The organism is Streptomyces sp. CNZ287 (genome assembly GCF_007827615.1).
In genome coordinates this window covers 1-13,038 of sequence record NZ_VISV01000031.1, presented here as the reverse complement: position 1 = coordinate 13,038, position 13,038 = coordinate 1, and the positions used below count along the sequence as shown (strand labels likewise).

The window sequence follows — 13,038 nt, the reverse complement described above, 5'->3', positions numbered from 1 at the left end:
GGAGCGAGCGTTGAGTAACACCACATCCACCATGACTCCGGGCACAGCGGCGCAGCCCGCGGGAGTGGCGCCGGTGGCCGTGCCGCGAGGTCTGACGGCCCGGCGGCGCAGTCGGGCCGGGATCGCCCTGTCCCTGCTGTTGATCATCGCGGGCGGGAGTGGGGCCACTCTGCTGGGGCTGTCGGCCGGGGATCGCACTCAGGTGGTCACCGTGGTGCGCCAGGTGCCCGTCGGGCAGGAGATCACCGCCCGGGATCTGAGCGAGGCGTCGGTGGGCCTGGACCCGGCGGTAGACGCGGTGCCGGCCGACCAGATGGATCAGGTGGTGGGCAAGCGGGCCGCGGTCGAACTGCGGCCGGGATCGCTGCTGTCCGCCGGGCAGTACACCTCGCACAGTCTGGTGAGGGAGGGCGAGCAACTGGTGCCGCTGGCGCTGAAGCCGTCGCAGTTGCCGGCCACCGACCTCACCCCGGGGCAGGGCGTACTCGTGGTGAGCACCCCGGGCGAGGACGGCGAGCTCGACCCGGAGGCGGCCGCCGAGGAGCCCGAGATCATCGAGGCCCGGGTGGTCAAAGCGGACAAGCCGCTGGCGGCCGCCGAGGAAGTGGTGGTCGACGTCGCAGTGCCGGCGGTAGACGGACCAGCTCTTGCCGCCCGGGCGGCCACCGGCGACATCGCGCTGGTGGTAGACGCGGGGGCCGGATCCTGATGGCCGTGATCGCACTGGCCGGATGCTCCGGAGCCCCGGGGGTGACCACCACGGCGCTGGCGCTGCTGTTCGGCTGGCCGCTGCACCCGGGCCGCAAGGTGATCCTCGCCGAGGCCGATCCGGACGGCGGCAGCATCCTGTACGGCGCGCTGCAGGGCCGGCTGCAGGACCAGTACTCGTTGCGGAACCTGTCGGTGCCGGCCCGCACCGGTCAACTGGAAGAGGCGTTCTGGGCGCAGTTGGTCGACGTCGCCGACGACGGCACGAGCAAGCCGTCGGCGAAGGACCGGCTGGTGCTGCCCGGGATCACAGCACCGACACAGGCAGCCGGGCTGGCACCGGCGTGGGAGCCGCTGGCAGCGCTCTTCACGCAGTTGGAGACCCACCCCAACGGAAGCCACGACGTGCTGGTGGACCTGGGTCGGCGCGGCATCACCGCCGGCAGCGCGGTGCTCGCCCAGCGCGCCGATCTCACGGTGCTGGTGGCCCGCAACACCTTGCGGGGGTTGCAGGCCGCCCAGGGGCGGCTGGAGCAGTTGGCCGATCACCCGGGCCCGGTCGTGCTGCTGCTGATCGAGCAGAGCTCGTACGCCGAGCACGAGGTGGCCAAACACCTGGGCGTGGAGGTGCTGGCCGCGCTGCCGTACACGCCGCGGCAGGCGGAGGTCTTCAGCGACGGCGCGGCGATGCCCGCGAAGTTCGAGCGCGGCGAGCTGATGCGGCACGCCCGCACCGCGGCGACACGGCTGTTCAGCCGGGTCGCCGAGCAACGCCTGAGGCTGGCGCGGCCGCACCAGCCGCAGCCGGGCGGGGAGGTGGCGGCCCATGCGCGGTAGCCCGTTGCAGCCCTCCCAGCCGCCGCAGATCAACGGCTACCGCCCGGCGGCCCCTTCCGCGCCGCCGCAGTCGCCGCCCGCCGCAGCAGGGACGGCGGCCGCCCCGGGCGCGATGGGGCCGCCGCCGGTGCCCCAGGTGACGGTGGACTACGAGGCCGCGGAGCAGATCCGGCGGCGGGTGGCCGACCGCATCGCGCGCCGGCCGGCGGAGAACCGCGAGATCGAAGAGCAGCGCGGCCTGGCGTGGATCAACGAAGAGGTGGCCCGCTGGTCGGACGAGGAAGCCGCCCACCGCGGTGTCTCCCCCACCCCGGCCGACGAAGCGGCGCTGACCAAGGCCGTGTTCGACCTGCAGTTCCGCGCCGGGAAGCTCCAGCCCTACCTGGACGACCCGCGGATCGAGGACATCCACCTCAACGGCCCGGACGCGGTCTGGCTGGACTATGGCCTCGGACAGATGGTGCCGGCCCCGCCGGTGGCCTCCTCCGAGGAAGAGCTGTTGGACATGCTGCGGCGGCTGGCCCGCTCCTCGGAGCAGAGCGAGCGCAGCTTGTCCACCAACGATCCGTTCCTGGCGCTGCGCCTGAACGACGGCTCACGCATGCAGGTCATCAGCGAGGTGTCGGACAAGACGTACGTGACGATCCGCCGTCACGGCGTCAAGACCGCCACGCTGGAGACGATGGTGGGCTTCGGGGCGATCGACACCACCCTGCAGCAGTTCCTGGCCGCCTGCATCCAGGCGGAGAAGAACGTCATGATCGCTGGCACCCAGAAGGCGGGCAAGACCTCGCTGATGCGTGCGATGTTGCGCGAGCTGCCAGCCCAGGAGCGGTTCGCCACCGTCGAGTCGGAGTACGAACTGCTGCTGCATGAGCTCGGCCACCACACCCAGGTCGTGGCGATGGAGGCACGGGAGGCCAACCACGAGGGCGCCGGCGAGATCACCCTGCTGGAGCTGATGCACCACGCGATGCGTATGTCGCTGTCGCGGATCGTGGTCGGCGAGGTCCGCGGCCCGGAGATCGTCGCGATGATGCGGGCGATGACCAACGGCAAGGGCGGCAACCTGTGCACCCTGCACGCCCGTTCCCCCGCCGTGATCTTCGACCGGGTCGCGGAGCTGTACCTGATGGCCGAGGCGAACTTCTCCGAGACCCTCGCCTACCGGCAGGCGGCCAACGCACTGGACTTCATCGTCTTCGTGGAGATGCTCGACGAGCGGCCGATCGGCGGACGGCTCCACCGGTTCGTCTCCCACGTGCTGGAGGTCACCGGCATCGGCGAGGACGGCCGCCCGGCCACCAACCAGATCTTCGCCCCGCGCCCGGAGGCCGGTGAACCGCGGGCGGTGCCGCACATGAACCCCGCCTGCCTGACCGACCTACGCCGCGCCGGCTTCCCGCTGGAGCTGCTGCGTAACCCGCACGGCGCCTGGATGAACGAACTGCCCTTGAAGATCAAGGACTCGCAGGGGGTGGGGGCATGACGCTGCTGACGTGGCTGATCTGCGGTCTCGCCCTCACGTCGGGACTGGTGGGCCTGGTCTGGTCGCTGATCGGTACCACCGCCCCGCCGAAGCCGGGACTGCGGCAGCGGCTGGCCGCCCGGCCGGGTGACGCCGACGAGCGACGCCGGCTGCGCAACCGTGCCGCCATCGGCGCCGTGCTGGGCCTTGCGGTATGGCTGGTCAGCGGGGTGTTCGTCGGCGGAGCGATGACAGCGCTGGCGGTGCCCGGCGTGCCCTGGCTGCTGGCGTCGACGAAGTCGGTCAAGGCCCGCATCGAGAAGCTCGAAGCGCTGGGCGAGTGGCTCCAGCGGCTGGCGGACGTGCTGCGCGGCGGTAAGGGCCTGGAGCAGGCACTGATCGACTCCCGCACCACCGCACCGGCAGCCCTGTCCGAGCAGATCGGTGATCTGGCCGCCCGGTTGCACGCCGGCTGGCCGCCCGAGGAAGCCCTGCGCTCGCTCGCCGATGCCTTCGACGACGTCACCGCGGACAAGGCGATGGCGGTGCTGATCCTGTCCGCGGACGGCAAGCGCGGCCCCGGCCTGGCCCAGGCGCTGGAAGACTTCGCCGACTCCGTCCGCGAGGAGGTCGCCAAGCGACGCTCCATCGAGGCGGACCGGGCCAAGTCGCGCACCACCGTCCGCTGGATGACCCTCATCACCCTCGGCGTGGTGGCCGGCGGCTACCTGGTGCCCGGCTACACCGCGCCGTACGGCACGCTGCTGGGGCAGTTGGTGCTGGGGGCGCTGGCGGCGGCGTTCGCGGCGGTGCTGGTGTGGATGCGGCAACTGGCCGACCACACGCCCGTCCCCCGCTTTTTGATCGTCGATCCGCGCAGCCGGGTCCGCACGCCTGCGGCAGACCCGGCGACGCCGGAGGCGGCCGGTGCGGAGGTGCACTCGTGACCTCCACAGCAATGATCATCAGTGGGTGTGTGTTCGGCAGCGGCCTGGCGCTGCTGGCCCGCTCCCTGGCCCGCCCCCGGCCCGCGCTGAATGCCGCGCTGCGCCGTACCCCGGCCCGCGCCACGGCCGGGCCGACGCGCACGGCCACGCAGGATGAGGCGGCCGGGCGGTGGCTGCTGGAACATCTCGGCGACCTTCCCGGTGTGCGCATCCCCACCCGGGATCTGGCGCTGCTGGGCGAGAGCCCGGAGCGGTTCGTGCTGACCAAGGTGGCGCTGGCCGCCCTCGGCCTGCTGGCCCCGGTGATCGCGATCACGCCGTGGCTGCTGCTGGGCACCAGCGTGCCGTTCTACCTGCCCGGCGTCTTCGGCCTGGTGGCCGCCGCGCTGCTGTTTATGGCGCCGGACTGGCAGACGCGTGATCGCGCCAAGCGGGCGCGCGAGGAGTTCGCCCACGCCATCGCCGCCTACCTGGACCTGGTGGCGCACAACGCGATGGCGGGCGACGCCCCGAGCCAGGCGCTGCAGCAGGCCGCCGACGTTGGCCGCGGCTGGCCGTTCATCCGCATCCGCGGTGCGCTGGCCCGGGCGCGGTGGGAGGGCATCGCGCCGTGGCAGGCGCTGGTCGATCTCACCAGGGAGCTGGAGTTGCCGGTGCTGGAGGACCTGGCGGACATCATGCGGCTCTCCGCCCACGACGGTGCCGCCGTCTACACCAACCTGCGGCAGAGGGCTTGGAGTCTGCGTACCGAGCTGCTCACCGCGCAGGCCGCGGAGGCCAACGCGGACAGCGAGAAGATGACCGCCCCTGGGGCGCTGCTGGCCGTGCTCGTCATGCTGCTGATCGCCTTCCCGGCGGTCGTCGGAATCCTGACCACCTGAATTGAGGAGGAGACAACCATCGTGTTGAGCGAGCTTTCGATCCGCGCCGCCGTCACCACACGCGAGGTGTGGCGCCGGATGTCCGGCTGGTTGGAGGAGGCGCAGCAGCGGCCGGATCGCGGCGATATTTCCATCACCACCGTGATCATTTGGGTGGCGGCGGTGACCGCTGCGGTCGGTATGGCCGGCGCTATCGCCTTCGTGGTCAACAAGTACGCCAACGACCTGCGGGGCACCTGAGCCATGCGGCCGGTGCGACGACGGCGTTCGCCGGGGCGAAGAGCGTGGGGCGATCGGGGGGATGCGTCCATCTCGATGGCCATCATCTTCCCGGTGATCGTCGTGCTGACGCTGATGGTCGTCCAGGGCTCGCTGTGGTGGTACGCCCGCGAGGTGGCGCAGACCGCCGCCCGCGAAGGGGTCACCGCTGGCCGCTCCTACGGCGCCGGGCCGGCCTCCGGCACCGCGCAGGCCCGCGCGTTCCTGGACCGCAACGCGGGCAACAACCTGCGCTCGTCGAGCGTCTCCAGCGCCGGCAGCGACACCGAGACCATCCGCATCACCGTGAGCGGACATGCCCCGTCGCTGGTGCCGGGCCTGGACGGGATCCGCATAGAGCAGCGGGCGTCCGGGCCGGTGGAGCGGTGGACGACCGCCCAAGAGGAGTGAGGGACGTGATCAGCAGGCGCAGGCGGCGGTTCGACGACCGCGGCGGCGTACCGATCGAGGCGGCGATCCTCACCCCGCCGCTGGTGGTGTTCATCGCGCTGGCTATCGGCGCAGGCCGGATCGCCCTGGCCGAAAACAAGATCGGCGAAGCGGCGGAGTCCGCCGCCCGGCAAGCCTCGCTGCACCGAACCCAGGCAGCGGCCGAGGAGGCGGCCTACGCGGCAGCGAACGAGTCGCTGTCCGGGCAGGGCCTGAAGTGCGCCTCGACCGACGTGTCGGTCGACGCCGACGGCCTGACGGTTCCGGTCGGGCAGGTCGCCACCGTCACCGTCACCGTGAAGTGCACCGTCCAACTGACCGACCTGATGTTGCCGGCGCCGGGCAACACCACCCGCGCCTCCACGTTCACCTCCACCGTCGACGCCTACCGGGAGCGAGGCTGATGCGAGCACCTCTGCGCACCGCCGCCCGACGCCGGCTGCGACGGCTGCCGCTGGACGACCGCGGCGGGATCACCGCATGGGTCGCGCCGCTGGTGGTGCCGCTGCTTTTCATCATCGGCCTGGTGCTGGACGGCGGCGGCCGGCTCGCCGCCGCACAGCGCGCCGACGCCGTCGCGATCGAAGCCGCCCGTGCCGGCGGGCAGGCCATCGACGCCGGTCAGGCCATCCCCGGCGACGCGGTGGTCGCCGAGCCGGCTGCAGCCCGGGCGGCAGCATACGCCTACCTGGACAAGGCCGGCGCCAGTGGCAAGGTGTCCGTCTCAGCGGACGGCACCGAGCTGACCGTGACCGTCACCGGTTCCTACGACACGAAGTTCCTGCCCGTGATGGGCATTTCCAGCCTGGCGTACACCGGCAAGGGCACCGCGGCCCTGCTGCACGGCGTCACCGAACCCGAGGCCGAGTAGATGCCCACTCCCCCACCGGCCAGCACGCCGTCCCGCCCGCGTCCGCACGGCGGCTGGCCGCTGCGCCTGCTGCGCGCTCTATCCGCCCTGGCGGCCTTGGCCGCGATCGTCGGCGGAACGCCGGTGCTGCTGTATGCGGCCACCCGCGCGATCTGGGGCCCCGCCAGCCGAGCCATGCCGCAACTGCTGGACCGTCAGGACACCGGCTCGGTGCTGCTGCTGGTGCTCCTCGCAGTCGGCTGGCTTGCCTGGGCGCAGTTCACCATCTGCGTCATCGCGGAGATCCCCGCGCAGCTCCGCGGCCACACAGTGCGGCGCCGGCGAGGCCTGGGCCTGTCCCAGCGCACCGCGGCCACTCTGGTCGGCAGCATCCTGGTGCTGGCGCCCGCCGGCACCGCGTTGGCCACGCCCGGCCCGGCGCTGGCCACTCCGGCCGCCGCCGCAGAACGCACCCCCGGACCGGCATCCTCCCCCGGTGCCAACGTCGCGCCGACCGCGGCCGATACGTCCCGGGCGGTGGAAGGATCGCTGTATACCGTGCGGGATGTCCGCCCGGCCGAGAGCCTGTGGACCATCGCCGAACGACTCCTGGGCGACGGCGCACGCGCGAAGGAGATCGCCGACCTCAACGCCGGACGCACCATGGCCGACGGCAGCACGTTCCGACCCGACGCGGTGCTGCAGCCCGGCTGGCAACTGCGTCTGCCGTCCGACGCCCGTCCATTCGCCTCCGCCGCAACCGGCGAGGCGGCTTCGGCTCCCCCTGCTGACCGCGTACCGCAGGCGGTGAGCAGCAGCTCGCAGACGGCCGACGAGGAGACCCGGCCACAGCCGCGGGGAAACTCGGCGGTGCCCGAGACGAGGACGTCGGCGGGCGAAGGGGTGCAGCGTGAGGAGGCCAGCGCATACGTGGTCGAGCCGGGCGACAGCCTGTGGGAGATCGCGGAGACGGAACTCGGTGACGGCACCGAGTACCAGAAGATTTTCGAGGAGAACCGCGGTGAGCCCCAGCCCGGCGGGGGCACCTTCACCGATCCCGGTCTGATCTTCCCCGGTCAGGAACTCGACGTACCCGCGGCCGACGGCGGCCATCAGGACGCCCCTGGCGGCAGCGGCCGGGAGGAGGTCCAGGCCCCGGCGCCCGGTCAGGATGCGCCCTCGAAGCGGGGTGAGGATGCCGAGAAGCCGGCGCCGGAGGCCGGTCGTGGCGACTTGGCGGAGCCCGACGACCGCTCCCCCGGCCCGCCCACCACGGCGGCGCCAGAGCAGCCCGACGCTGGGCGCGGCGAAGCAGAGGCCCCGGCGCCCCCTTCGAGCACGGAGCCGAGTCCGTCCGCCGAGCGGTCCGCACCGTCGTCCCCACGGCCGTCGAGCCCGGCTGCTGGCTCCCCCTCCGGCGAGGTGTCGCACGACCCGGCAGTGCCGGTGTCGAAGGGAGACGCGGCGATCGAACTTCGCACGGTCGCCGGTATCGCCTCGGTGCTCGCCGCGTGCCTGGTCGCTGCACTCAGCATCCGGCGGATCATCCAGCAGCGGCGGCGCAAGCCGGGCGAGACCATCGCGATGCCGTCCGAGCCGGGCCAGTTGGAGCAGGCGCTGACGGCGAGCTCGACGCCGGCGTCCGTGGACCTGCTGGATCGCGCGCTGCGTACCCTCGCCAGCGCTGTGTCCGAGGCGCAGGGGCGGCTGCCGTCGTTGATCGGCGCGCGGATCCTGGCCCGCGACATTGAGGTGGTCGTCGAGGACGACGCTGACGGTCCGCTGCCTCCGTTCAAGGCGGCTTACGCTCCGGGCCGTTGGCGGCTCGATCCGGGCGCTGTGCTGCTGGAGGATGAGGCGGCTCGGCAGGTGCCCGCCCCCTACCCCGGGTTGGTCACCGTCGGTACCGGCGACGAAGGCGGCGAGCGCAGCATCGTGCTGCTCAACCTGCCGCAGGCTCGCACTCTACTGCTCGACGGAGACGTCGATGATGTCCGTGCGGTGTGCCGGTCGATCGCCATGGAGGCCGCGACGAGCGCGTGGGCGGATCACGCCGAGATCCTGCTGCTCTCCGTTGGTGAGGAACTGCCGACGCTGCTGCCCTCTGCGCGGCTGCGGCACGTTCCCGATGCCGGGGCCGCAGTCCGCGATCTCGGCGAGCGGCTCCTGGAGGAGCACCAGTGGGGGGATCAGGACGCCGCTACGACGCCGTGGATGCTGATCTGCGCGGGCGAGTTGACCGAGGCTGAGGCGTGGGCGTTGGCCGATGCCGCGTCCAAGGCCCACGCCCTGCCGCTGGCGCTGGTGGTGCCCGCCGCGAGCAGTAACCTGTTCCCCCAGGCCGAGCGGCTGGACGCGGCGCGCACCGAGCAGCAGCCGGTGGAGGTCCTCGACGCCGCGGTGACGCTTCAGCGGGTGGATGACGACGCGTACCGGGAACTGGTCGCCACCTTGCAGACCGCGGAGAAGCCGGCGCAGCCGCCGGCCGGCGCCTGGCAGCATGTCCCGGCCGAAGCTCCGCCCCCGCCGCTCTACGCACCGCCGGATCCGGCCGGGAGTCCGGACGGTGCCGGCGGACCGGCCGCAGGTTCCGCGGCGTACCCGGCGCTGCTCCAGGCCGCCGCCCACACCGAGCCGGGTCCCGCGCGGGCCGACGCCGAGTCGGCGCCCCCGGACGGTGGCGCGAGCCCTGCCGCCGCGTCCGCCGCGTCCGCGATCGACCCGTCGAAGGAGAGCGCGGGCCTCCCGGTGGCCGCGGGCGCGCTGGAGAAGGCGGCGCCGGTGAAGGACGCCGCCCCGGCGATGTCGGACCTCCGTGCGCCGGAGTTGCGCGTGCTGGGCCCGGTGACTATCAGCGGTGTCGGCTCCAGCGGGCACGGCCCCAAGCTGGCCGCGCTGGCGGCCCTGCTGTACTTCCGGCCTGACCGGGATGCCGCCGCGGTCGCCGAGGCGATGGACCCGCTCTCCCCCTGGTCTCCTTCCACGCTCCGCTCACGGATGTCCGAGCTGCGCAACGCGTTGGGCAGCGGCGCGGACGGGGAGCTGTACGTGCCCCGGCGCGCCCACCGACTGTCTAAAGCGGTTCGCTGCGACTGGACGACGTTCAAGGAGCTCGCCGAGAGGGGCCTGGCCGCCGGCACTGCTGGGCTGCCCGACCTGGAGGCCGCGCTCGCCCTGGTGCGCGGTCGCCCCCTCGCCGACCGCGACTACCCGTGGGCTCTCACCCTCCAACAGGAGATGATCACGCGGATCGTGGATGTGGCGCACACCGTCGCCACCTTCCATCTCGGCGCCGACCGCCCCGACTTCGATGCCAGCCGCCGCGCGGTCGCTGTCGGCCTGGAGGTCGAGGAGACCGCGGAACTGCTCTACCGGGACTGGATGCGCATCGAGCACGCCTTGGGCAACCGGCCCGCGCTGCACCGGGCCATTTCCGAGCTGCAGCAGATCAACCGCCGCTACAACCTCGATGCCGAGCCCGAAACCGACCGGCTGATCAGCGTGCTGCTCGCCGGAGGTGACCGCCCTGTGCCCGCCCGCCAGGGTGCGTCCTGACGTCTGACCACCATCGGAAGGATCTCGTCATGGTCCGGATTCACCGTCGCTGGCCCGTGCTGGCTGCGGTCGCTGTTCTCGCCGCCGCCTGCGATTCCGGCAGCAGCGAAGACGCGTCCTCGGCGAAGAGCGCTCCGGCGTCGTCGAGGCCGCTCACCGAGGCGCAGGCCGACCGCGTCTTAGACCGGTACGTGGCGGCCAACAACCGGGCGAACAAGGCCCGCGACGCCGAGCAGGCCGCGGCGATCCAGGACGGTGCTCTCCACGAGCGCGTGCTGGCCGCCTACGAGCAGTACCCCCACATGTCCAAGAGCGAGCAGGGCGAATGGGATCGCCCCTACTCCTACATCGATCGCGAGTACTACCGGCCCCGGGGCGCCGACTGGTTCATGGCCGTGGGCACCGTCGCCGATGCCGGCGAGGCCAGGGCCCGCCACGATCAGCCGCTGCGCCGGCTGATGGTCTTCGAGCGGGATGGGTCTGGGCCGTGGCGGCTGGTGCTCGTCACGACGCTGGAGGAGTCCGCATCACGGCTTCTGGCCGGCGCCGACGGTTCGGCGCGGTCCGCTGATCTCCGCGCCGGGGAGTTGGCGCGGCTGGAGGAGGCGGTCCTCGATGTGACGGTCACCGGCGGGGAGAAGGCCGGCCGGACCTTGGACGACAGCACGACCAAGGAGCAGTTGGCGGACCCGGGCGGGCCCTCACACGACTGCCTGAAGCAGGACATCAGCCCCGCGGACGCCGAGCACCGCGGTAGCTACGCGCTGAGGTTCCCCGGCGGCACGCTGATCGCCTTCACCACCGAGGTCACGGTGCAGGAGTACCTCAACGACACCTCCGACTGCGAGGCCGCGCAGATGAGCCTGCCGAGCATCATGCGCACCTACATCAGCGAGCCCCACCCCCGTTCGATCAGCCGGGACCTGCTCCAGGAGAACGCCGTGCTGGTCACCCCCGAGGCCACGCGGCTGATCGGCCACGACTCATCCCTCACTGGAGCGCGCGCCTCCAGCCGCTGAGCATCGCCGTGCCGGGCGGCGGGGTTCGGCGACGGGTTCTCACCGCGGGCGGCCGATCGCGCGGCAGGCGGCGTCGACGAGTTCGGATTGCGCAGCCTGCTCACTGCTCGGGGTGCGCATCCGCCACCGGCCGTGGACGGCGCGCACCGCGGCGGCCACTGCGCAGACCTCGTCCGCCAGGTGCTGCGCAAGCGGCTGCATCCCGCCGCGGTCGTCTTCCGGCCCGGTGACCACGATCGGGCCGTACAGTCCGTACGGCAGCACCTGGCCGCGCCATGCGCACGCCAGCGCCCATCCCGCCGTGTTGAGTGGGAGCACCCCCGAGCCGTCCTCGTGCATGTGCAGCACTGCTTCACGGTGATAGATGCCGTGGTCAGACGGGCCCTGCAGCTCGGTGCGCAGCACTTCGTGCGCGGCTTGCCCGTCGGGGAGGTGCAGTTGCCGAGTGCGGGTGTCGGGGTCGATGCGCGTCGCGCAGCTCAAGGTGTTCTCCTTCTCCTTCGTGGAGGCGTTCCGGTGCCGCTGCGGCCCGAGGTGCCGGGGCGGTACGGCGGTGCGCACGGGGGGGGTGAACCGGGCACTGCCTGGTGCGCATCGCGCTGTTGCGCAGGGTGTGTCGTGCGCACTGCGCAGCGGCTGCGGCCGGTGCGCAATGTGCTGCTGCGCAGCGGTTCCCGCGCGCGATTGCGCAGGGGCGGTCAGCTCACGGGGTGTCGGGTTGTCCGTGGTGGGTGTCCAGCGCAGCGCGGCGTCGACGGAAGTCGGGCATCATCTGGTCCAGGCGCTCAGGGCCGATGCGCGTGTTGTGCTGGCCGGTGATGTCGAGTCGGGTGAGTTCCTGCGCAAGAAGCCGCGCGCTGGGCTCGGAGCCGTTGTGTTCCCCGAGCTCGTACCAGGTTCGGTAGATGCGGAAGTCCAGGAGGTAGCGGCGCAGGTTGGCCGGGCTGATCGGGGAGCCTCCGCGGCCGTTGAGTCCGAGGTCGGCCAGGAACGTCGACAACTGGGGAGCGGTGGGTTCCGCCCCGTGGTTGCCCTGGTAGTCCAGCCACGCCTGGTAGTAGCGGTCGACGGTGGTGAGCCGGCCGCGGGCGACGTCCGGCGCGGGGGCCTCGGCGGGTGGGCTCGGGGAACCGGAGGGGTCGGCGTGCTGGTCTCTGGCGGTTTCGTCGTCGGCTATCTGGGTCGGCGCGTGGTTCGGCGGCGGGGCCTGTGCGGTTCGGGGTGAGGGGACAGGGTGCCGCTGCTGGTCGTATCCGTTGGCGGCGGTGCGGGCTCCGGCCGTCTGTGTGGCGGTGGTTGAGGGCCCGGCAGCCATGTCGGCGAACTGTGGAAGTCGCCCTGTCTCTGGGCCGGTCGATCGTGCGGAGATGCGCGAAGCGGCGGGCCGCGGGGCGCCCGTTCCGGCGTCGTATGGCGGGGCGGTGTGGGAGGGCTGCTGCGGCGCGGTGCGCGGGTGTCCGTTGACGGCGCTCCGCGCCTTCTCGGTGCTGGTGGTGGCCTGCTCCGCGACGGCCGCGGTCTGCGCGGTCCCGGGCCCGCCGGCGAGTGCCGGTGCCGCTGCGCTGTGCTGTCCGGCCGGGATCCCTGCCTCCGCGTGCGCGTATTCCCGGGCCTCGCTCCGTCCCGGGGTCAGCTCCGCCTTCGCCGGCTGCGGCCGCAGCGGCGCGTCGATGCCCGCCGCCGCCAGCCCCGCCTGCGCCGTCTCCGCCAGCGGCACCCCGTACCGCGCCAGCTTCAGCGGCATGACCGCCTCCACCGGCGCCTTCCGCCGCCACGCCCGGCCGTAGCGGGCGCGCAGCCGGGCGCGGTAGACCATGCGGTCCTGTTCGAGGCGGATGACCTCCTCGTACGAGCGCAGCTCCCACAGCTTCATCCGCCGCCAGAGCCGGAACGTGGAGGGGAAGGCCAGCAGCCAGCGCGAGACGCGCACGCCCTCCATGTACTTGTCGGCCGTGATGTCCGCGATCCGCCCGATCGCGTGCCGCGCGGCCTCCACCGCCACCACGAAGAGCACCGGGATGATCGCGTGCATCCCGACGCCCAGCGGGTCGGGCCACGCCGCCGC

The 13,038-nt window shown here is 72.6% G+C and carries 13 protein-coding genes; 11 read left to right on the top strand and 2 right to left on the bottom strand.

Annotation, left to right across the window (positions count from 1 at the left end):
- Positions 1–10 precede the first annotated feature (10 nt).
- The 11 genes from FB457_RS33825 (at position 11) to FB457_RS33775 (ending at position 10,973) form a co-directional block, all read left to right on the top strand.
- Positions 11–709 (top strand): SAF domain-containing protein, encoded by a 699-nt coding sequence (locus FB457_RS33825; protein WP_486589241.1) that lies wholly within the window; start codon positions 11–13, stop codon positions 707–709.
- Positions 709–1,545 carry a hypothetical protein gene (locus FB457_RS33820; RefSeq protein ID WP_145784453.1) on the top strand — a complete coding sequence of 279 codons (837 nt, stop codon included), beginning with the start codon at positions 709–711 and terminating at the stop codon, positions 1,543–1,545. The genes FB457_RS33825 and FB457_RS33820 overlap by 1 nt, the downstream gene beginning before the upstream one ends.
- Positions 1,535–3,034, top strand: a complete 1,500-nt coding sequence (locus tag FB457_RS33815; protein WP_145784451.1) for an ATPase, T2SS/T4P/T4SS family — start codon at positions 1,535–1,537, stop codon at positions 3,032–3,034. Before FB457_RS33820 ends, FB457_RS33815 begins: the two co-directional genes overlap by 11 nt.
- Entirely contained in the window at positions 3,031–3,960 is a 930-nt protein-coding gene (locus FB457_RS33810) for a type II secretion system F family protein (RefSeq protein ID WP_145784449.1), read from the top strand. Before FB457_RS33815 ends, FB457_RS33810 begins: the two co-directional genes overlap by 4 nt.
- A complete protein-coding gene (locus tag FB457_RS33805) occupies positions 3,957–4,841 on the top strand; it encodes a hypothetical protein (RefSeq protein ID WP_486589240.1) in 885 nt (294 codons plus the stop codon). Before FB457_RS33810 ends, FB457_RS33805 begins: the two co-directional genes overlap by 4 nt.
- A gap of 21 nt (positions 4,842–4,862) precedes the next feature.
- Positions 4,863–5,081 (top strand): hypothetical protein, encoded by a 219-nt coding sequence (locus tag FB457_RS33800; RefSeq protein WP_186462097.1) that lies wholly within the window; start codon positions 4,863–4,865, stop codon positions 5,079–5,081.
- A gap of 75 nt (positions 5,082–5,156) precedes the next feature.
- Entirely contained in the window at positions 5,157–5,510 is a 354-nt protein-coding gene (locus FB457_RS33795) for a TadE family protein (protein WP_145784445.1), read from the top strand.
- Positions 5,511–5,515: 5 nt separating this feature from the next.
- Positions 5,516–5,953, top strand: a complete 438-nt coding sequence (locus FB457_RS33790; RefSeq protein WP_145784443.1) for a TadE family protein — start codon at positions 5,516–5,518, stop codon at positions 5,951–5,953.
- Entirely contained in the window at positions 5,953–6,420 is a 468-nt protein-coding gene (locus FB457_RS33785; RefSeq protein ID WP_145784441.1) for a hypothetical protein, read from the top strand. Before FB457_RS33790 ends, FB457_RS33785 begins: the two co-directional genes overlap by 1 nt.
- Before the next feature lie 96 nt (positions 6,421–6,516).
- Positions 6,517–9,954 carry a LysM peptidoglycan-binding domain-containing protein gene (locus FB457_RS33780; RefSeq protein ID WP_145784439.1) on the top strand — a complete coding sequence of 1,146 codons (3,438 nt, stop codon included), beginning with the start codon at positions 6,517–6,519 and terminating at the stop codon, positions 9,952–9,954.
- 29 nt (positions 9,955–9,983) lie between these two features.
- Positions 9,984–10,973 (top strand): DUF8094 domain-containing protein, encoded by a 990-nt coding sequence (locus tag FB457_RS33775; protein WP_145784437.1) that lies wholly within the window; start codon positions 9,984–9,986, stop codon positions 10,971–10,973.
- 39 nt (positions 10,974–11,012) lie between these two features.
- Here FB457_RS33775 and FB457_RS33770 read toward each other — a convergent pair whose 3' ends face one another.
- A complete protein-coding gene (locus FB457_RS33770; protein ID WP_145784435.1) occupies positions 11,013–11,534 on the bottom strand; it encodes a hypothetical protein in 522 nt (173 codons plus the stop codon).
- A 142-nt stretch (positions 11,535–11,676) separates the two neighbouring features.
- A partial coding sequence (locus tag FB457_RS36625) for a DUF2637 domain-containing protein (protein ID WP_486589239.1) occupies positions 11,677–13,038 on the bottom strand: 1,362 nt, incomplete at its 5' end.